Origin of the sequence: Pseudomonas sp. Pseusp11, assembly GCF_047304405.1 — a bacterium.
GTDB lineage: Bacteria > Pseudomonadota > Gammaproteobacteria > Pseudomonadales > Pseudomonadaceae > Aquipseudomonas.
In genome coordinates, this window is the sequence record NZ_JBGLZF010000052.1 from 1 (window position 1) to 19,663 (window position 19,663).

The following is a 19,663-nucleotide window of genomic DNA, read 5'->3' on the forward strand; positions in this document are numbered from 1 at the left end:
TCTTCAACCTTATGTCATCACATTGATTTAAATGAAATTAATGGCATTTTTCAGTAAAAAACCTTGGTCATTCATTTTTTAGTTATCTTTGTTAATCTTAATTTCAGCCTGCTATCGCCTACAGCAATCAGGCTCGCGTTCCCCCGTAAGCCCCAACAAAAACAATAATGAGGTTCGCCATGGACACCCCATCACGTCGCACGACGCTGACCATCGCCCTGTGTTTTATCGTTGCACTGATCGAAGGCTTCGACCTGCAAGCCGCTGGCACTGCCGCCGCAGGCCTGCGCCAGACCTTTGCCCTGGACCCGAAAATGATGGGTTGGGTATTCAGCGCCGGCATCATCGGTTTACTGCCGGGTGCCTTCTTCGGCGGCTGGATCGCCGATCGCATCGGCCGCAAGAAAATCCTCATCGGCGCCGTGCTGCTGTTCGGCGTGTTCTCCCTCAACACGGCCTATGTCAGCAGTTTTTCCGGCCTGCTGCTGGCGCGCTTCATGACGGGCCTGGGCCTGGGTGCAGCCCTGCCCAACCTGATCGCACTGTGTGCCGAAGCCGTGGGTGAGCAACGTCGCGGCACCGCGATCAGCATCATGTATGCCGGCGTGCCGTTGGGCGGCGCGCTGGCGGCGGTGGTCGCCATGCTGTTTGCCGAGCATTGGCAGATGACCTTCATCATCGGGGGGCTCGTGCCCCTGCTGGTGGTGCCGTTGATGGTCCTGCTGCTGCCTGAGTCCAGCGCCTTTCGCCAGCAACAAGGCAGCGTCAACGTGGCGCGCGCCTCAACCGGCCAAGCGCTGTTCGGCGAAGAGCGGACCCGCGTCACCCTGGCGTTGTGGCTGAGCTACTTCTTCACCCTGACCGTGATGTACATGCTGCTCAACTGGCTGCCATCGCTGTTGCTGGAACAGGGTTTCAGCAAACCCCAGGCTGGCCTGGTGCAAATGCTGTTCAACATCGGCGGCGCCCTCGGTTCCCTGCTCGGCGGGCTGCTGCTGGATCGCTGCAACGGCATCAAAGTGGTGCTGTTTGTCTACGCCGGGTTGCTGGCGGCGCTGGCTGGAGTCGGCCTGTCGGTGGGCATCGTCCCCATGGCCATCGCCGGTTTTTCTGCCGGGTTGTTTGTGATGGCCGCGCAGCTGGTGCTTTACGCCCTGGCACCGCCGTCGTACCCGACCTCGGTGCGCGCCACCGGTGTTGGCGCAGCGGTGGCGATCGGTCGCCTCGGATCGGTGGCCGGGCCCTTGGCCGCCGGGCAGATTCTGGCGGCCGGGGCCGGCACCACCGGAGTTTTGCTGGCGACCTCGCCCGGGCTGCTGATTGCAGCACTGGCGATCATCAGCATGATTGCCCGTTCGGCCGAGCCGCCGTTGCGTACGGCGAACCCGGTTGCGGATAAAACCTGACCGGGGTGCACTCCTTGTAGCCGCTGCCGAGCCTGCGTGACCGCGTTCGGCCGTAGCAGCTGTCGAGCTTGCGAGGCTGCGTTCGGCTGCGAAGCAGTCGTCAAACCAGAACTTGCGGTACGTCTGGCAGACCGCATCAGCCGGATTCACGACTGCTGCGCAGCCGAACGCAGCCTCGCAGGCTCGGCAGCTGCTACCAATCGTGTTACGGCGTGGTGCGCAGGCACGCATTCACCGGCGGTACGCGCTGCCGCCAGGGCTGAGCCTGCTCCAGTTGTGCGGCCAGGCTCAGCAAGGTCGCCTCTTCGCCGAAGCGGCCTGCGAAGTGCGCGCCCATGGGCAAGCCTTGCGGGCTCCAGTGAAGCGGTACCGACATTGCCGGTTGCCCACTGGCATTGAACAACGCGGTAAACGGCGAGTAACTGTGGAAGCGCTCGATCAATTCATCGAGACTCAAGCGGTCGTCCCGCAGGTCCAGCTCGCCGATCGGTACCGGTTCACGGGTCAGGGTCGGGCTGAGGATCAGGTCGTAATCCTGCATGAACAGCGCCAGTTGCCGGCCCAGGGCATGCATCCACTCCACCGCTGCCGCGTATTGCGCGCCACTGACCCCGCCCTTGTCGCGCAGAATGATCCGCGTACGGGCTTCCAGCTCCTCGGGCTGTACAGGCGCGCCACGCAATTGGCCCAACAGGTCGACGTAGTTTCGCGTGCTGGCACCGATGATAGTGAACACCTGGTCAAGAAACTCAGGCAGCACCACCGGTAACCGGGCGGGTTCTACCCGATGCCCCAGCGACTCACACAGGCTCGCAGCCTGACGCACCGCCTCCAGGCTTTGTGTGGAAGTCGGCCAAGACCCGATCTGCTCCACCAGGGCGATACGCAATGGCTGCGGAGTCTGTTGTACAGCAGTCACATACGGTTGCGCCGACAGCGGCGCAGCATAGGGCGCACCCAAATCGATTCCCGCCGTGGCGTCGAGCAAAGCCGCGCTGTCACGTACCGATAAGGTGATGCAGTGGTTGGTGCCCATGCCCGCCCAGCCCTCGCCTATCATTGGCCCGGAGGGCAGCAAGCCACGGCTGGGTTTGAGGCCAAAGACTCCGCAGCAGGACGCCGGCACCCGCAACGAACCGCCGCCGTCATTGCCATGGGCAAACGGCACTACCCGCGCCGCCACCAGGGCCGCCGCCCCGCCGCTGGAGCCGCCGGCGCTGTGCTCGGTGTTCCACGGATTGCGGGTGGCGCCGAAACGTGTCGATTCGGTGGAATAGGATGTGCCGAACTCCGGTGCCGTGCTGGTGCCGACGATCAGGCAACCGGCGCGGCGCAGGCGGGTCACCACCTCGGATTCGAAATCGGCGCGGGCCCCGCCCAGCGCCAGCGAACCATTGGTCATTGCGGCACCCTGCACCGGCGCGAACAGGTCCTTGATCAAGGTCGGCACACCGGCAAACAGTCCGTCCCGAACCTGAGGTTCGAGCGCTGCCTCGCGAGCCTTGTCGTAGAGCCGCTCGGCCACCGCATTGAGTTGCGGTTCAACCCGCTCCAGACGCTCGATCACGGCGTCGACCAGCTCCACGGGCTGCACTTCACCACGTCTGACCCAAGCGGCCAGGCCGGTGGCGTCTTCCTTGTCCAACAACTGATGGATGTCTTGCATGTTTGATACTCCGGATCTATTTCAATGACGAATGGGTGGATGGCACGGAAGAGTTCGAGCGGCGGCGCGATAACCCGGCGATCGCCCAAAGCAGCGCGGCAGCAAGACTGGCAAAGGCCAGCCACTCGATGGCGTGACGCAAGTCACCGGCAAACGCGCCGAGCACCGCCACCACCAAGGGGCTGACGAACTGACCGAAATACAGGCACGCGGTGAAGCCTCCCAATCCCCGACCACGGGTTCGAGCACTCAACGCCTCCATCATCGGCGCCATGACATTGGGCACCAGCAGTCCCGCGCCCAGGCCATGGATCACCACTGCCAGCACCACCTGGTTGTAGCTTTGCCCGCGCATCAGCAACCACAACCCGAGCGCCAGCAACAGCAGCAATACCGCATTGGTACCGGCGATCCCCAAGCGTCGACGCAGCAGCGGCCAGGCCAGGGAACCGCCCAGGGTGGCCAGCAGGCTCAAGCCGGCGGACAGGCCAATCAGGGTGCTGGATGTGACCCCGAGACCCACCAGCAAAATGGGCGTCTGTACCGGCACCACAAAGCTCAGCACCATGCCCGCGAGGATCAGCAGATAACCCAAAACCAGCGGCAGAATCGCCACCCGCTCCGGTCCCTGAACCTCAACGGACGGCTGCGTACGAACCGGCTCCCAGAGCACCTTCACCATGGCCGGCACCAGCAGCAGCGGCAGCAAATAGAGGAGGAACGGCAAGCGCCAGGAGTGCTCGCCCAAAGCGCCACCAACGACGAAGAACAACGCACCGACCAAACCGATGGTGACCACCTGACGATTGATGTAGCGCAAGCGTTCTTCGCCCTGCCAATAGTCGCCGATCAGGGTCGCGCAACAGGTCATCACCGCCGCCTCGGCCACCCCGAACAGCAGGCGCACGGCGACGATGGACTGCAGATCTCCCAGCACCGCCGGCAACGCGCCGAGCAAGGCATAGAGCAAGGTGGCGATCACCAGCAACGCCTTGCGCCCGACTCGATCGGCGAGCCAACCGGCCAGAGGCGCGCACACCGCAATCGCCAGCGCCGGTCCGGTCACCGCCAGTGGTACCAGCAGGTCGGTCTGGGGAGTGAGCGGCCCGAACTCGGCACCGAGTTTGGGCAGGATCGGCGCGATCATCACCGAGCCCATGATGGTCAGGCTGCTGCCCAGCACCAGCACCAGCCCTTCGCGACGTCCCGAGGCCTGACGCACGACAGGCGTCGCCAGGGTTGAAGCGCAATGCACAGAAGTCATGGTCCGGTCCTCAGAAACTTTGGGAAACGCGCAAGGCGACGGTGTAGCCTTCGGCGCGGTTGCTCGCGCCCTGCTCTTTGTAGAGGTGCAGCCAGACCGGCGGCAGGCCCGGTTTGACGTAGCTCACCGCTGGTCCCACAGCCAGCACCCTGGCGCGATTGCCACTCGTCAGGCCCGGGGCGTCGTCATCGGTGAACTGACGGTAGTAGTACCCGCCGATACCGGCGGTCCAGGGGCCGAAGTGCTGGCCCACGGCGAACTCATGCCGGTACTCCACGCCGTTCTTGTAGTCAGTGGCAGGGTTGCGCGTGTTGATGTCCACCTCGAAGCTCGATGACACCTCGAAGCCGGTGTCACTGATGTAAGTGGCATTGACGATGGGGGAAAAAGTCCAGTGATTGAGCCCGGGGGAAATCAGCCGGTTCTTGTCGTAGTCGCCGGTGGGGGTCTGGATCTGAAACTGGGTGTTGACGAACAGGTTGGGCGACAGGTTCCACTGCAGGATCAGCGGCAGAAACTGCACGTCTGCCAGGCGGAACGGATCGGCCTCAAGCTTCAACGGACCGCCCGGCGTCGGCACCTCCAGGGAAGCATCCATCTTGAAGAAAGGCACCACCGTGCCGAAACCGTATTGGGCGCCGAGGACGCTGTAGTCCGTCATGCGCATATAGGCCAGGCCGATGGACAGCACGTCCAGGGAGAGATTGTTGTCCAGAGAACGACCGTGGCGGTCCTTCTGCACGTTGGCCGAATAGTAGGCCGTGCGCAGGCCCAGGGTGCCGAATGGCGTGGCCGGCGGCATCATCCCGGCGCCGAAGTCATAGACGCCCACTGCGGTGGTCGGCGCCCCGTTTTCAGTGGCCTGTGCGCCGGCGCACAGGCCGAACAGCCCCAGGGTGAATACAGTGACGCGGCTGATGCTTGAGTTGTTGTTCTTGTGATTCATCGAATGCCCCTCCCAACCAAATGGTGTGGGCCATCCTAGTAACGACTCCGGTAGGCGGGTTATCCGTTTTCAGCACAGTTAATGGCGACGCAAGGTCTGTGAGGGCGTCTCTCCGAACAGTGTGCGGTAATCGCTGGCAAAGCGACTCAGGTGCCAGAAGCCCCAACGCGCCGCCACCTCTTGCACCCCATGTTCATGGGGGCTGTCACGCAGTTCACGACGCACTGCATTGAGGCGCAACGCCCTTAAATACGCCACCGGATTGATACCCAGGGTTTCCTGGAAACAGTACTGGAGTTTGCGTCGGCTGGCGCCGATGTGATTGCACAGATCGAGGATCGACAATGGTTCGTCCAGATGCCCCAACGCGTATTCCCTGGCACGATCGACCATGCGTTTGCGCGCCGTCGGGTTAAGGGGCGCGGCCTGATCCGGCGCGACCAGCTCCAGCAGTTGCACCATCACGGCATCGCGAATGCCATGACGGATCGCCTCATAGCCCAGCAGGCTGTCGTGGCCTTGATCGGCAGCGGCCAGCTCGTCGAACAGCGCCGCCAACTCAGCCTGCACCGAGGAAGCCCCCAGACGGTAACACTTGGGAAGATCGGTAATTTGAAACCGGGCGCCCTGGCGCTCCAGCACATGTTCAAGGGCCTGGACATCAACCGCCACCCCCAACAGATCCAGATGTTCGGGCGTGCGCAGATCGGGCAAGTGATCACCATGGGCCACCAACAGGCTCGCCTCATGAATCGGATGCCCCGCACAAAACACCGTCCCCTGAGCGCTCAGCGGCACGCTGAAGGTGATGGCTCCCTTCCAGGCGCTGCCACTCTTGAGCATCGCCTGATTAGAGCGGTCGCGCGCCAGTTGCATCCATCCGGCGCGAAACTCTATCAACTCACCTTCGAAGCGACCGGGCGTCAGCTGGTCATAGCGTACCTGCCAGCCGTCCATGTTCTGTGCGTGCTGATCGATGTCGTTGGTGCGATAACGATGAATCGCCGCAGTCATGTCCGGCGTACCGGTGGCGCCTTCCACGCTAGGGTTATTGTTATTCATGGACCTTTCCTGTTGGGCACACAAGGCTTGCGGGCCGTTGGGGAGGCAAGTTCCATTCCGCCGTAACAGGCATTGGCGCAATTGTGCCGAAAACGGCTAGTCGGTCCTCACTGTCCCCGTCCTCGTGTAGCGCTTGCCGAGTCCTCAGCCCTCCTTGACCAACTGCCCATGCCGGCTCGCTTCAGGCTTTTTTGCAAAGACCTTCTGCGGCAGCAGCAGCCAGGCCAGGGCCGGCAGCAGGATCAGGGCACCGAGCATGTTCACCAGGAACATGAACGCCAGCAGAATCCCCATGTCGGCCTGGAACTTGATCGGTGAGAACGCCCAGGTCGACACTGCGACCGCCAGGGTCATGCCGGTCAGCAACACCACTTTGCCGGTGAACAGCAGCGCCTGGTAATACGCCTGTGCCAGGGTGTCGCCGGCACGCATGCGGGCCAGAATCACACTCAAGACGTAGAGCGCGTAGTCGATGCCAATGCCCACGCCCAGTGCGATTACCGGCAGGGTCGCCACTTTCACGCCCATCCCCAATGCGACCATCAGCGCCTCGCACAGAATCGAGGTGAGCATCAGCGGCAGCATCGCGCAAAGGGTTGCGCGCCAGCTGCGGAAGGTCAGCAGGCACAACAGGCTGACCGCGCCATAGACCCAGAACAGCATCTCGCGCATGGATTTTTTCACCACAATATTGGTCGCGGCTTCGATCCCGGCGCTGCCGGCGGCCAGCATGAATTTGACCTCTGGCACCTGATGCTCGCTGATGAATTTCTCGCTGGCCTCCACCACCCGATTCAGGGTATCGGCCTTGTGATCGGCCAGGTAAACGTACAGCGACAACATCGAGCAGCCCTGATTGAACAGCTCCCTCGGTGCACGGGTTTGCACGGCGCCCAGCGCACCATCATTGGGGATCAGCTCATACCATTTGAAGTTGCCTTCGTTGTAACCGGCCGTGGCGATTTTGCTTAGCGCCGCCATCGAGGTGGTCGACTCCACGCCGGGCAATTGCTCCAGCCGCCAGGCCAACGCATCCACTGCCGACAGGCTCGCGTAACGGGTGCACTGATCTTCCGGAGTCTTGATCATGACCACGAAAATATCCGAGCTTGCCGCATAGTTCTGGGTCATGAACAGCGCGTCGCGGTTGTAGCGCGAGTCAGCCCGCAACTCCGGAGCGCCGGGGTCGAGATCGCCGATCTTCAGGTGCAGGCTCACGGCAAAACCGAACGCTGCCAGCAGCAGACCGCCCAGCATGGCGCCCATGGCCCAGCGCCGTTGGGTGAACAAATCGAGTACGCGCCACAACGGATGCTTGATCTGCGCCTGCAGTTCGGCGTTTTCCGAACTCAGGCTGCGTTGCGCCGCTGCCGGGCTGACACCGATATAGCTGAGCAGGATCGGCAACAGAATCAGGTTGGTGAAGATCAGCACCGCCACACCGAGGCTGGCGGTGATCGCCAGATCCTGAATCACCCGGATATTAATCAGCAGCAACACCGCGAAGCCCACCGCATCACAGAGCAACGCGGTCATGCCGGCCGCGAACAGTCGGCGGAAGGTATAACGCGCGGCCACCACCCGGTGGGTGCCGCGACCGACGTCCTGCATGATGCCGTTCATCTTCTGCGCGCCGTGGCTCATGCCAATGGCGAACACCAGAAACGGCACCAGCGCCGAGTACGGGTCCAATTCATAACCGAGGATGGCGAGCAGACCCAGCTGCCAGAGCACCGCCACCAGCGAACACGTCACCACCACCAGGGTGCTGCGTGCGCAACGGGTGTAGCCAAACAGCACCACCACGGTCACCAGCACCGCCACCACGAAGAACAGCAAAACTTGAGTCAGCCCCTCGATCAGGTCGCCGACGATTTTGGTGAAACCGGTGATGTGAATCCGCAGGTCATCGCTCTGGTACTTGTCCCGCAGGGCTTCCAGTTGCCGGGAAAACTCGCCGTAGTCCAGGGCCTTGCCGGTCTGCGGACTGATGTCCAGCAACGGCACGAAGATCACGCTGGACTTGAAGTTGCCGGCCACCAATTGACCGACCTCACCGGAACGCGCGACGTTGGTCCGCACCTGTTCGATACTGGCCGCCGAGCCATCGTAGTCGTCGGGGATCACGGTGCCGCCATCGAGCCCCTCCTCGGTCACGGCGGTCCAGCGCGTGGTCGGGGTCCATAACGATTTCATGTAGGGCCGGTCGACACCCGGCAGCAGATAGAGCTCGTCGTTGAGCCTGGCCAAGGTGTCGAGATAGTCCTTGGTGAAAATGCTGCCTTGTTTGACCTCCACGGCGATCCGCAGCGAGTTGCCCAGGCCGCTCAACTCACTGCGATTCTCCAGAAAGTTGGCGACATAGGGATGCCCCGTGGGAATGGTTTTCTCATAACTGGCATTGATGCCGATGCGCGTGGCTTGCCAGCCGAGCACCAGCGTCACCAGCAGACACAGCAGGATCACCAGCGGTCGATGGTTGAAGATCGCCCGCTCGGCGAAGTTGCCCGACGCCTGGTCGAAGTCTGCCAGGCGGCCGATCACGGTTTGGGTTTTGTCGTCTTTCAAGTCTGACTCCTGTTGCACGGGCCGTGGCCCGATAGCGCTGCACCGTGAAGTTTCAAGGTTTGGCGGAGGCTCGTGGATCCTGGTCAGCGGCCACACCGCTCAAACCAACGCTGGCCAGGCTGCCATCGGCCGCCTGTTGCACGGCAGCGACAGTCCCGCCGCTGCGGCTCTGGCGTTTGTCGAAGCTACGACCCTGGTCATGGCTGAATAAAAGCTCGCCGCCCTGGCTGGCCAACAGCAGGCTGCCATCGCGCAGTTCGATGGCGCTCGACAGTGTTGATTCGATGCCGGTGTCGAGGCGTCGCCAACTGCCGCCACGGTCGTCGGACCACCAGGCGTTACCGCGCAAACCATAGGCAATCAAGGCGCCGCCGTGAGTGCCTAGCAAGCCGAAAAAGCTGCCTTCATAAGGTGACTTCAAGGCCTGGAATGAATGCCCGGCATCGGTCGAACGCAACAGCAAACCGCGCTCCCCCACCAGCAGCAAATCGTTGCCCGAGACGCGAATGCCATACAGGTTCAGGCCCTGCGGATTGTCCACATGCTGCATCCACGGCTGCCAGCTTCGCCCGCCGTCGTCGGTACGGTAGATCTGGTTGTAGGCGCCAACGACGTAGCCGTGCAGGTGGTCACTGAAGTACAGGTCGAGAAACGGTTTGTCCGGTCCGTCGTCGAGCATATGCCGGGCCTGCGCCAGGTTGCCGGCACCGCCCGGTTGATCGGCATCGCGCTCAGCGGCCTGCACCGCCAGCGCGGCGGCGCGTTCACCGTCGAGTTGCTTGTGCCAGGTTTCACCGCCGTCCTCGGTATGCAACACCACGCCCAGATGACCGACTGCCCAACCCTGCTCGGCATCGACGAATTGCACCGCCGTCAGGCTGACGCTGACCGGCACACTGGCCTGGCGCCAATTGACTCCAGCGTCATCCGAGAGCAGCACGATCCCGCGCTCGCCGACCGCCACCAGTCGCTCGCCGGCCCGGGTCAGCCCGAGCAATGCCGCGCGCTGGGCCTTGGCGGACGACAGTGCCGGCTGCTGCAGTACGGCAAACGTGCTCGCCTGGGCGCTGAACACACACGCCATCAAACCCAATGCCAGGACGCAGGCGCCCCGGCGCAGGCCAAAGCCTGCATAGCGTTTTTGCCCCATCATGTCTTTATCCCACTCGCAAAGTCACAGGCGACCGCAGCGCGCACCCTCACCCGCCGCGGCCTCCCCAGGTTCAACGCATGTTTTCGTTGGCCATGGCATCCGGTGTGAAATAGGACGCCGAAGGTTTCGCGACTTTCTGGTACTGGACCGCCAGATCGTTGCTCGAGGAGTTGAGGAAGTAAGCCCCGGTGTCGAGGTTGTAGCTACCCCACATGACCTGCGCGGTAAGGGCCGGCAGGTCCGGCGCCAGCAGCGTCAGCGAATACATCTGCCGTCCAAGCTTGCCCTGCGCGTCATACCCGTCGGCCATCAGGATCTGCCAGGAATCTTCGTCGATGTAGTAGGTGCGACGCGGCACCACATGGCGCTTGCCGGATTTGAGCGTGGCCTCGACCACCCAGACCCGATGTTTCTCCCAACGCACCAAGTCAGGATTGAGGAAGTTCTGCTTGACCAGGTCGTCGCTCTTGGCCAGGCCGGCGCGGTTATTGTTGTAGGCGACAATCAGTTCTTTCTTGCCCATCAGCTTGAGGTCATAGCGATCGGTAGGCCCGAACAGCATGAACGCTTCATCGAACAGACCGACCCCCGAGGTCACGAAGTCCGGGGTGTCGTAGGCAATGTTCGGCGCACGACGCACCCGGCGCTGGCCGACCAGATACTGCCAGGCCGCGCGGTTGGCCGGGTCCAGGTCCCAATGGGTCATCAGGCCTTCACCGGCCTTGGACGATGGCAACTCGGTCAGCAGCTTGCCCACCAGGTACTTGCCGGAAAAGTTTTCCAGGCTGCCGTCTTCGACGTAGTAGGGAAACTGGTAGGTGTACTGGGCGCGGGTTGCCTGGACTTTCTTGCCGCCGGCGGTCATCAGCCAGGTATCGAAAGGCGAGCTGATGGTGTCGCCGCCCTGCCAGGACAATCGATAGTTCCACAGCACTTGCGTACCGTTTTCCGGGATCGGGAACGGAATGCCGCCATAGGCGCCGGTGACTTTCTCGCTCGCCACGTCCAGCGTGGCGCGGGTGGCATTCTTGCCGGTGTTGTCATACACCCATTGCGGGGCTGCCGCCGAGCGATGGGTCGGGTAGACGTCCAGGCGATAGTCCGGGTATTTCTTCAGCAGCAGTTTGGTGCCTTCGGCCAATACATTGGCGTACTGCTCCATGTTCGAGGCCTTGATCGAATACAGCGGTTTTTCACCGGCGAATGGATCGGGACGTTTGTCACCTGGCTTGTAGCCAGGCGCGACCTTGGTGTAACCGCCTTGCCAGGCCGGGATGCTGCCATCGGCGTTGCCGGCGCGCTCGCCACCAAGGGGTGTCAGTTCAGTCTTCAAACGTGCAGCCTGCTCAGGCGACACGGCCGCCTGCGCCAGGCTCATGCCGGCAAGGGCCAGGGTGAGGACGCAAGTGTTGAGAAATGCTTTGTTCTGCATGGCGAATCCACCTTATTAGAATGAGGTTTTCACGTAGAGCGAGACGAAGTCGCGGTCGGCCAACGACTGCCCGTAACTGAAATTGCCGTCCTCGCGCAGCCCGGCTTTTGGGGCACCGAAGAAGTTCACGTAGTTCAGGCCGACATCCCAGCGCTGCAGGTAGGTGGCCTTGAGCCCGACACTCCAGTCGCCGGAATGGGTATTGCCGAAGCCCGATTTGTTGACCGCCGAAGAGCGCCCATCGAGTACCACACCCATGCCGATCGGCACGGTCAGGTCGATCCCGTCGACAATCTGGAAGTACGCCGGCTCCACCAATACCCGCAGTGCCGTAGCATCGCGGGTGGTGTTGGCATCCAGCGCGGCGGCGTTCTCGGTCACGCTCAGGGTGCGGTTCCAGGCCAGCTCGGCCAGTGCCGAGCCGCCATCCCAAAATGCGGTGGGCGATAACAGGTAAATCGCCGACAGGTTGGCGTGAGCGGTTTTGCCCCTGGCAAACAGTGAGTTATCGTCGCCATCGGCCGCCACGCCAGGGGCCACCACTTGCAGATTGCTCACCAGCGGCGCGTTCCAGCGCACGGAAGTTTCACCGGCAAAGTTGAACGGCCCATAAGCGGTGGAGAAGCTGACACCGGCAGTCTTGATGTCTTCGGCGTAGACCTGACGATAGGAACTCAGGATCGGCAACCCGGTGGCGGCCGCAGCCGCACCGTCGAGGTAGGCGTACAGGCCGGTCGGGGTTTTGTCGTGATACTGCGCAGCGTAGAAACCCAACTCCAGCTCGGTGCCGGTCGGCTTGAAGCGGATCTGCATACCGCCCTGCCCCGAATTTCGCGGTTTCAAATCACCGCCATTCACCGTGTCGTTGCCGAACACTTCGCGCAGTGAACCGCTGCCGTAACCGATGGCATCGATATCGCTCAGGTAGCTGCCGGCGCCGGGCACATTGGAGCGTTCCCACTCAAACTGGTAGTAAGCGCCCACCGACAACTGCGGGTTGATCTGCAACTGCCCGGAGATCTGATTGACCGGACGCAGGATCTCCTTGAACTGGGTCCCCGGCACGCTGAGCAACTTGACCACATCGGTCGGGCCCTGGGCATTGGCAATGCCGTTGCCACCGTAGAACAGGCTTTCGCCGTAGATCAGGCTGTGTCGGCCCAGACGCACCACGCCCTGGGAGTCTTCACCGAGGTCACCGCGCAGGAACACGAAGGCGTCGAGAATTTCCGCGTTGCGACCGTGGAGCTTGCGGGTTTCGCTGAGGAAATGCGTTTGCTCGCTGCTGTCGGTGTCCTTGTTGTAGATATCGTCGTACCAGGCTGCGCCGCTCACGCGCAGGCCATAGTTTTGCCGGCTGAGGTCCATTTCGGAAAACAGGTCCAGACGATTGGAGACCAGGCCACTGCTGAAGTTTTTATCGCCCTGACTCTGGATCGAGGGATACAGGCCGTTGGCGGTCGGCGCGTTGACCAATCGGCTGTCCTGCCCCTGAAGACGCCAGGCCTGGCTGTACTTGATGGTGTTGTCCCAACGCAGTTTCCAGTCGGAATCACCAAGGTCCATTTGCATGGCCTCGACCCTTTCGACCATCACACCGGCGCTGCATAACGCCAGAAACAGGGCGCAATGCTTGAAACGAAAGCAACGTTTAACGTTGTCCATGGACGCTCCTCATTATTTTTATTTTTGGCATGGCTTCGCCACAGGTAGCGGCTTGCGCCGCTGTCTACAGGTGTGCATTTCAGATGTAGGTGGAGGCCAATCCGCCATCGACGGCCAGGTTGACGCCGTTGATCCAGCGCGACTCGTCGGCACACAGGAAAGCAATCACCGCCGCCACCTCATCGGCATAACCAGGGCGTTTCATGCGATGGGCATCGGCCTGGGTTCGGGCCTCACCGAGCATGCTCACGAAGTCGCCGAGGATCGGCGTGAAAACCGGACCTGGCGCGACGCTGTTCATGCGCACCGAATGTTCGAGAAACCAGGGTTGGGCCTGCAGGTAATTCCAGACGATCAAGGCTTCCTTGAAATACTGGTAGCAGGTCTGGTCCGGTACCGGGTGCTCGGCCAGCCAGGCCTGCCCGGCGGCGAAACCTTCGATGCGCGCCAGCGCCTTGTGCTGTTCCAGACGTAACGGCCACTCGGCGCCGAGGATCGAGGCGATATTGACGATGCTGCCGCCAGCGTTGATGCGTGGCAGCAACGCGCTGCTCAAGTGGCGCAATCCCAGGTAGTTGACCCGCGCCAACAGTTGCGGGTTTGCAGTGCCCGGCACCCCGGCGATATTGCACAGGCTGTCGATCCGTGCCGGTAGCTGCGCCAGCAACCGGTCGATGTTCTCGGCACTGCTCAGATCGCCCTGAACAAAACCATCCAGGGTCATGTGCGGCGCCTTCAGGTCCACGCCAATCACCTGGGCGCCGTGGCTGCGCAGCAGGCTTGCCGTGGCCGCGCCGATACCCGAAGAGACGCCAGTCACCAGCACAATCTTGTTGTCGAGTTTCATGTTGAGTCCTCTTATTATTTTTGTGTACTCGGTGAGCCGACCTACCTTGTCGGCCCGGCAAAACCGGCCCGTCAGAACGGGTAACGCGGCGCCTTATCCTTGACCGTCACCCATTGCCATTGGGTGTATTCATCCCAGTCGGCCGGGCCGCCTACGCTGCCGGCATTTCCTGAGCTGCCGCGTCCGCCGAAGGGGTTGATGCATTCGTCGGCCACTGTCTGGTCGTTGATGTGCAACAGCCCGCAATTGAGTTGCTCGCCCATCGCCATCGCGTGCCCGACCGAAGGCGAAATGATCCCCGCGGACAAGCCATACTCGGTGCGGTTGGCCAGGTCGATGGCCTCATCGTCGCTGGCAAAACTCACCACCGTGGCCACCGGGCCGAAGATTTCCTCGTCGAACGCGCGCATGCCCGGGCGCACACCGGAAAGCACCGTGGGTTGGTAGAAGAGCTGCTCATACTCGCCGCCGGCTTGCAGAGTTGCCCCGGCCGTCACACTCTCCGTGACGATTTCATGCACTCGCAACAGCTGGCGTTTGTTGATCAACGGCCCCAGCACCGCCTCACCGCGAGCGGCATTGCCGACCGTGATTGCCCGTGCCTTTTCTGCCAACCGGCGGACCAGTTCTTGTGCAATCGACTCATGGGCCAGGATGCGTCCGGTGGCCATGCAAATCTGCCCCTGATGCAGCCAGGCACCCCACGCGGCGTTACTGGCCGCCAGTTCGAGATCGGCGTCTTCGAGCACGATCAACGAGTTCTTGCCGCCCAGCTCCAGGGCGACTTTTTTCAGATGACGCCCAGCCAGCTCCGCGACTTTGCGCCCCGCTGCGGTGGAGCCGGTGAACGCGATCATCCGCACATGCGGATCGCGGCACAGCGCTTCTCCGGCTGGCGCTGCACCCGGCAACACCTGCAGCAAGCCCTTGGGCAGACCGGCCGCCTCGAACAACCGGGCAATGATGAAACCGCCACTGACCGGGGTCTGCGGATCGGGCTTGAGCACCACGGCGTTGCCCGCCGCCAGCGCCGGCGCCACCGAACGCAGGGACAACACCAAGGGAAAGTTGAACGGCGAGATCACCCCGACCACGCCATGGGGCAACCGGCGTGCATAGGACAAGCGCCCCGCTTCGCTCGGCAGAACCAGACCATGGGGTTGCGACAGCAGCCCGGCCGCCTGATGCAGCAACACGATCGCCTCACGGACCTCATGTTCACCCTTGAACAGGCTGCCGCCACTTTCCCGGGCGATGTACAACGCCAGTTCGGCAAAGTGTTGCTGGGCCAGTGCGGCAGCTTTACGAAATATCTCTGCGCGTTCCCGTGGCCCCAATGCCGCCCAGGCCGGTTGAACACGAGCGGCGTTCAGGCTGGCAAACGCGATGTCTGCTGCGTCGGCCAAACCGGTGACGGTCAACACCTCGCCGGTGGCCGGTTCGATGACGCTATGGCTGCCGCCCAATGGACGTAGCCAGTCGCCATTGAAGATGCGTTCACGCCATGGCTCGTCCCGCAGAAAATCAGATGGTTCACTTACCGACATTTCGGTCTCCCGGCTCTTGTGTTTGTCATTGCCTGACGCGGCCTTGCTAAAACGATGCAAGGCGTCTGCGTGGTGAAAGCGCTAGAGCAAGGGCTGTGCCGACTTCCTGCGTTGCGCCGCATTTCAAGTGGCGAAGGCTCTGGCCTGCGGGCTGTAAAGGGGTGTTTGCGAATAGGACAAGGTGCTTGGCGTACAGCCGGCAGCTCGCCACTTGTCCAAATGATAAAGTTATGTTTAATAACTGTTTTGCTAGTTGATCATTTCGATCAGTCGACTCGCTCAGGGGCATAACAATGAACAATCCCCATTCGCTGCTTCCTCATCTTGCCGTGCAGGAAGAGCATTTCTCGCCCCGAGGCGACAGTACCCAACTGGCCGAAGGCAACTCACCGACCCTGGCCGAGTTGACCGAATGCCTGTTCTTTTCCCCTGTTGACGGACGTATCTGGCTCAACGACCAGCGCATGCTGCTATTGCACAGCTCATCCTTCGGCGCGCTGCGACGAGAAATTATCGAGCGCCAGGGACTGGAACAGAGCCGCGGCCTGTTTACCCGCACCGGCTATCTCTCCGGCGCACGGGATGCGCGACTGATCCGCGAGCGCTGGCCAGACGCCGACGCCGCGGCGGTTTTCTCGGCCGGCACGCGTCTGCATACACTCGAAGGCATGACCAAGGTCGAACCCCTGCACTTCAAATTCGACGCCGACTCAGGCTTCTATGAAGGTGAATTCCTCTGGCACCACTCCTGTGAGGCCGACGAACATATCGCCGCCTACGGGATCGGCCAGGATCCGGTGTGCTGGACCGAACTGGGCTATGCCATCGGTTATGTCAGCGGGCTGTTCGGTCGTCTGGTGATCTTCCGCGAAACCGAATGCCGGGGCATGGGCCATGAGAGCTGCCGGGTGATCGGCAAGACCGCCGAACAATGGGGCGATGTCGAGCAGGACCTGAGTTATCTCACTGCCTCACCCTCAAGCGCCGAGCCCAAACAGCCTCAAGCCCCGGCGCCCGCCCCCCAGGATGACGACAGCGAAAACCCCGGCGGGCCAAAACCGATTGGCGCCAGCGCGGCCTTCAATGCCGCTACCCTCGCCTTGCAGCGCGTGGCGCCGACGCCCGCCACGGTGTTGTTCAGCGGTGAGTCCGGGGTCGGCAAAGAGTTGTTCGCCCGTCAGTTGCATCAGTTCAGCCCACGCCATCAAGCACCTTTCGTGGCGCTCAACTGCGCCGCCATCCCGGACAATCTGATCGAGGCTGAGCTGTTTGGTGTCGAGCGCGGCGCCTACACCGGCGCGACCCATTCGCGCCCCGGACGCTTCGAACGCGCCCAGGGCGGCACCCTGTTTCTCGACGAAATCGCCAGCCTCAGCCTGCCGGGTCAGGGCAAGTTGCTGCGTGCATTGCAGGAGCGGGAGATCGAGCGCATCGGCGGTGGCCAGCCGATCAAGGTCGACGTCCGGGTGGTGGCGGCGACCAATGTCGACCTGCGCAAAGCCGTGGCGGCCGGAGAGTTTCGCGAAGACTTGTTCTACCGGCTGAATGTCTACCCCATCGTGCTGCCACCGCTGCGCGAACGTCGCGACGACATACCGTTGCTGGTCAACGCGTTCCTGCGCCGCTTCTGTCAGGCCTACGGCCGAAAACCCGCTGGCCTGACCATGCGCGCACTCAAGGTGTTGTTGCGCTATGACTTTCCCGGCAACGTACGGGAATTGCAGAATCTGGTGGAGCGCGGCCTGATCGCCAGCGAAGACGGCCAAGCCATCGACCTGGTCCACCTGTTTCGCAACGAACCCATGCCGCAGGATGCGTACTCGCTGGACGACAACGGCAGCCTCGCCGCCACCGACCAGAGTCCCGCCGGCACACAGCCTCGCCCTGCCTTGCTGGAAACTCTGGCTCGCCTGGAACACGGTTTCTCCATTGAAGGGCTGGAGTCGCGCTTGATTGATGAAGCGCTGCAAAAAAGCCAAGGCAATCTGGCCGCTGCCGCGCGACTGCTGGGGTTGAGTCGTGCGCAGTTTGCCTATCGACTGAAAAAATACCGACAGGCATCAGCTTGATTCAGGCGGGTCAATGCATGGTGAACAGCGCTTAAAAGATTAATGAAATTAACTATTAAGCCTGAGGACTCTCGCCATCAGCCAACGAGATTTTTCGCTTCCGGGATAAACGCGCACTACAGAAATTAGCGCTTTAAAAGTTTTACCCGATTAAGTATTTTGCATGGATGATTGGGCGACATGTGCCCCCTTTATTCATAGCGACAAGGGATCAACCGTGAGCGGACTGCGTGAACGTCAGAAAGTCGAACGACGCCAAGCCATCAGCAAGGCAGCGATCGAACTATTCGAGCGTCAAGGTTTCCAGAACACCACCATCGAACAGATCGCCAACCAGGCTGGGGTGTCGGCGCCCACCGTGTTCAAGTACTTCGGCAACAAGCAGGAAATCATCCTGGAAATCCTGCACGACGCCGACCAGCGTGCCCTCAAGGACACCCGCAGCCAGATCCCCGAAATAGAGGATCCGGTCGACGCCCTGTGCTACCTGGAACGCCTGCTGACCGGTTACGCCCTGGAAGTCATGCATCCCAGTCTCTGGCGTGAACTGTTGCCACTGATATTATTTGGCGGCGACAACGAACTGCCCGAAGGCTATCGCGCCATGAACGATGCACTCAGGGCTGAAATCAGCGGGTTGCTCAGAGAACTGCAGCAGGCCGGCAAGCTGCGCGCCGACCTCAACGTCGACCTGGCCGCCTTCCTGTTGAACGACTACTCACACCTGCAGTTGTTCAGGCTGGTCAATCAGGAACAGCCGGACATCGAGTCACACTCCACTCAGGTAAGACGTATCACCGAACTGCTCTTTTACGGAATGCGGGCCTGAGAACGCCAGCCTCCTCCCAGACTGGCTGCAGGCTATAGCCGAGGCGCGTCATTGCTGGCGAGCCCGGCGTCGCGACGCCGGGCCACGATGATCAGCGATTGGTCTTGATGGTGGTCCAGGTGCGGGTGCGGATCCGCTCCACGGCTGCCGGCATGGGCTCCAAAGCGAACAGTGTTTTGCGCGCTTCGTCCGGCACATACATGTTGGGGTTATTACGGATCTCGGTGTTCACCAGTGCAGTGGCGTCCTTGTTCGGATTGGGGTAACCGATCTTGTTGCTGATCCGGGCAATGACGTCAGGGCGCAGGATGTAGTTGATGAACTCATAGGCCTCTTTGGTATGGGGGGCGTTGGCCGGCACCATCATCACATCCGACCACATCGGCGCGCCTTCCTTGGGTAACGCCATCTCCACCCTGACGCCCTTGCCGGCCGCATCGGCCAGTTGCTTGGCCAGCGCCACGCCACCCGACCAGCCGACGGCTACGCAAATGTCACCGTTGGCCAGGTCCATGCCGTAGCGTGAGGAGTTGAAGTAGGTGATGTGCGGGCGAATCTTCATCATCGCCGCCTGGGCCTGCGGGTAGTCTTCGCGCTTCTGGCTGTTGGGGTCGAGGCCCTTGTAGTGCAAGGCGATGGGCACGATTTCGTTTGCTGCGTCGAGGAAACCGACACCGCAACTGGCCAGCTTGGCGAGGTTCTCTTCCTTGAAGATCATGTCCCAGGTGTTCATCTGCACATTGGCGCCCAGGATTTGCTGAACCTTGTCGACGTTGTAGCCGATCAGCGTGGTGCCCCATAGGTATGGTGCCGCGTAGCGGTTGCCAGTATCACCGGCAGCTTCCAGGGTTTTCATGAACTCCGGGTCCAGGTGCTGCCAGTTCGGCAACTGGTTGCGGTCCAGCGGCTGGACGGCACCGGCGGCGATCAGGTGACTCAGGTTGGCGCTGCCGGGGTACACCACGTCATACCCGGAATTGCCGGTCAGCAGTTTGGACTCCAGGGTTTCGACACTGTCAAAAACGTCGTAGATCGGACGGATGCCCGTTTCCTCCTGGAAGCTCTTGAGAATCTCAGGTGGCAAATATTCGATCCAGTTGTAGATCCGCACCGTGCGCTCTTCAGCCAGGCACACACCGCTGGCCAGCAACGACACTACAGCGCCCAATAAGGTGTTACGCAAAAACATGTTCATGGTTAAGCACTCCT

Annotated in this window: 14 protein-coding genes; 3 read left to right on the forward strand and 11 right to left on the reverse strand. The window is 61.7% G+C overall.

What is annotated here, in order from left to right:
• Positions 1 to 179 precede the first annotated feature (179 nt).
• On the forward strand, positions 180 to 1,406 hold the full coding sequence (mhpT, locus tag ACCC96_RS26945; RefSeq protein ID WP_413697395.1) for a 3-(3-hydroxy-phenyl)propionate transporter MhpT: 1,227 nt from the start codon (positions 180 to 182) through the stop codon (positions 1,404 to 1,406).
• Between the two features lie 205 nt (positions 1,407 to 1,611).
• On the opposite strand, the gene ACCC96_RS26950 is transcribed toward mhpT, so the two are convergent.
• From ACCC96_RS26950 to ACCC96_RS26995, 10 genes are all read right to left on the reverse strand, one after another.
• Entirely contained in the window at positions 1,612 to 3,072 is a 1,461-nt protein-coding gene (locus ACCC96_RS26950) for an amidase (protein ID WP_413697396.1), read from the reverse strand.
• A 16-nt stretch (positions 3,073 to 3,088) separates the two neighbouring features.
• On the reverse strand, positions 3,089 to 4,336 hold the full coding sequence (locus ACCC96_RS26955; protein WP_413697397.1) for an MFS transporter: 1,248 nt from the start codon (positions 4,334 to 4,336) through the stop codon (positions 3,089 to 3,091).
• Positions 4,337 to 4,346: 10 nt separating this feature from the next.
• Positions 4,347 to 5,282: a transporter gene (locus ACCC96_RS26960; RefSeq protein ID WP_086945705.1), complete on the reverse strand. Its 936-nt coding sequence runs from the start codon at positions 5,280 to 5,282 to the stop codon at positions 4,347 to 4,349.
• A gap of 78 nt (positions 5,283 to 5,360) precedes the next feature.
• Positions 5,361 to 6,344, reverse strand: a complete 984-nt coding sequence (locus ACCC96_RS26965) for a helix-turn-helix domain-containing protein (RefSeq protein WP_413697398.1) — start codon at positions 6,342 to 6,344, stop codon at positions 5,361 to 5,363.
• Between the two features lie 144 nt (positions 6,345 to 6,488).
• On the reverse strand, positions 6,489 to 8,912 hold the full coding sequence (locus ACCC96_RS26970) for an efflux RND transporter permease subunit (protein ID WP_413697399.1): 2,424 nt from the start codon (positions 8,910 to 8,912) through the stop codon (positions 6,489 to 6,491).
• Positions 8,913 to 8,964: 52 nt separating this feature from the next.
• Complete coding sequence (locus ACCC96_RS26975) at positions 8,965 to 10,065, reverse strand: WD40/YVTN/BNR-like repeat-containing protein (RefSeq protein ID WP_413697400.1); 1,101 nt, start codon at positions 10,063 to 10,065, stop codon at positions 8,965 to 8,967.
• Positions 10,066 to 10,135: 70 nt separating this feature from the next.
• Positions 10,136 to 11,497: a DUF1329 domain-containing protein gene (locus ACCC96_RS26980; protein ID WP_018927881.1), complete on the reverse strand. Its 1,362-nt coding sequence runs from the start codon at positions 11,495 to 11,497 to the stop codon at positions 10,136 to 10,138.
• Between the two features lie 15 nt (positions 11,498 to 11,512).
• The gene (locus ACCC96_RS26985) at positions 11,513 to 13,162 is read right to left on the reverse strand and encodes a DUF1302 domain-containing protein (RefSeq protein WP_413697401.1); all 1,650 of its coding nucleotides are present in this window, start codon (positions 13,160 to 13,162) and stop codon (positions 11,513 to 11,515) included.
• Between the two features lie 79 nt (positions 13,163 to 13,241).
• Entirely contained in the window at positions 13,242 to 14,009 is a 768-nt protein-coding gene (locus ACCC96_RS26990; RefSeq protein WP_413697402.1) for a coniferyl-alcohol dehydrogenase, read from the reverse strand.
• 71 nt (positions 14,010 to 14,080) lie between these two features.
• Positions 14,081 to 15,556: a benzaldehyde dehydrogenase gene (locus ACCC96_RS26995; RefSeq protein ID WP_413697403.1), complete on the reverse strand. Its 1,476-nt coding sequence runs from the start codon at positions 15,554 to 15,556 to the stop codon at positions 14,081 to 14,083.
• Positions 15,557 to 15,849: 293 nt separating this feature from the next.
• Here ACCC96_RS26995 and ACCC96_RS27000 point away from each other — a divergent pair, with 293 nt between their 5' ends.
• On the forward strand, positions 15,850 to 17,625 hold the full coding sequence (locus ACCC96_RS27000) for a sigma 54-interacting transcriptional regulator (RefSeq protein ID WP_413697404.1): 1,776 nt from the start codon (positions 15,850 to 15,852) through the stop codon (positions 17,623 to 17,625).
• A 217-nt stretch (positions 17,626 to 17,842) separates the two neighbouring features.
• Positions 17,843 to 18,454: a TetR/AcrR family transcriptional regulator gene (locus ACCC96_RS27005; protein ID WP_413697405.1), complete on the forward strand. Its 612-nt coding sequence runs from the start codon at positions 17,843 to 17,845 to the stop codon at positions 18,452 to 18,454.
• Positions 18,455 to 18,545: 91 nt separating this feature from the next.
• On the opposite strand, the gene ACCC96_RS27010 is transcribed toward ACCC96_RS27005, so the two are convergent.
• A complete protein-coding gene (locus tag ACCC96_RS27010; RefSeq protein WP_413697406.1) occupies positions 18,546 to 19,649 on the reverse strand; it encodes a polyamine ABC transporter substrate-binding protein in 1,104 nt (367 codons plus the stop codon).
• Positions 19,650 to 19,663: the final 14 nt, after the last annotated feature.

Excerpts from the sequence above, each read along its gene's own strand:
- ACCC96_RS27000 (WP_413697404.1), top strand. The coding sequence starts at position 15,850 with ATGAACAATCCCCATTCGCTGCTTCCTCATCTTGCCGTGCAGGAAGAG.
- ACCC96_RS26985 (WP_413697401.1), bottom strand. The coding sequence starts at position 13,162 with ATGGACAACGTTAAACGTTGCTTTCGTTTCAAGCATTGCGCCCTGTTT.
- ACCC96_RS26960 (WP_086945705.1), bottom strand. The coding sequence starts at position 5,282 with ATGAATCACAAGAACAACAACTCAAGCATCAGCCGCGTCACTGTATTC.
- ACCC96_RS26995 (WP_413697403.1), bottom strand. The coding sequence starts at position 15,556 with ATGTCGGTAAGTGAACCATCTGATTTTCTGCGGGACGAGCCATGGCGT.
- ACCC96_RS26980 (WP_018927881.1), bottom strand. The coding sequence starts at position 11,497 with ATGCAGAACAAAGCATTTCTCAACACTTGCGTCCTCACCCTGGCCCTT.
- ACCC96_RS26975 (WP_413697400.1), bottom strand. The coding sequence starts at position 10,065 with ATGATGGGGCAAAAACGCTATGCAGGCTTTGGCCTGCGCCGGGGCGCC.
- ACCC96_RS27010 (WP_413697406.1), bottom strand. The coding sequence starts at position 19,649 with ATGAACATGTTTTTGCGTAACACCTTATTGGGCGCTGTAGTGTCGTTG.
- ACCC96_RS26965 (WP_413697398.1), bottom strand. The coding sequence starts at position 6,344 with ATGAATAACAATAACCCTAGCGTGGAAGGCGCCACCGGTACGCCGGAC.
- mhpT (WP_413697395.1), top strand. The coding sequence starts at position 180 with ATGGACACCCCATCACGTCGCACGACGCTGACCATCGCCCTGTGTTTT.
- ACCC96_RS26955 (WP_413697397.1), bottom strand. The coding sequence starts at position 4,336 with ATGACTTCTGTGCATTGCGCTTCAACCCTGGCGACGCCTGTCGTGCGT.
- ACCC96_RS26990 (WP_413697402.1), bottom strand. The coding sequence starts at position 14,009 with ATGAAACTCGACAACAAGATTGTGCTGGTGACTGGCGTCTCTTCGGGT.
- ACCC96_RS26950 (WP_413697396.1), bottom strand. The coding sequence starts at position 3,072 with ATGCAAGACATCCATCAGTTGTTGGACAAGGAAGACGCCACCGGCCTG.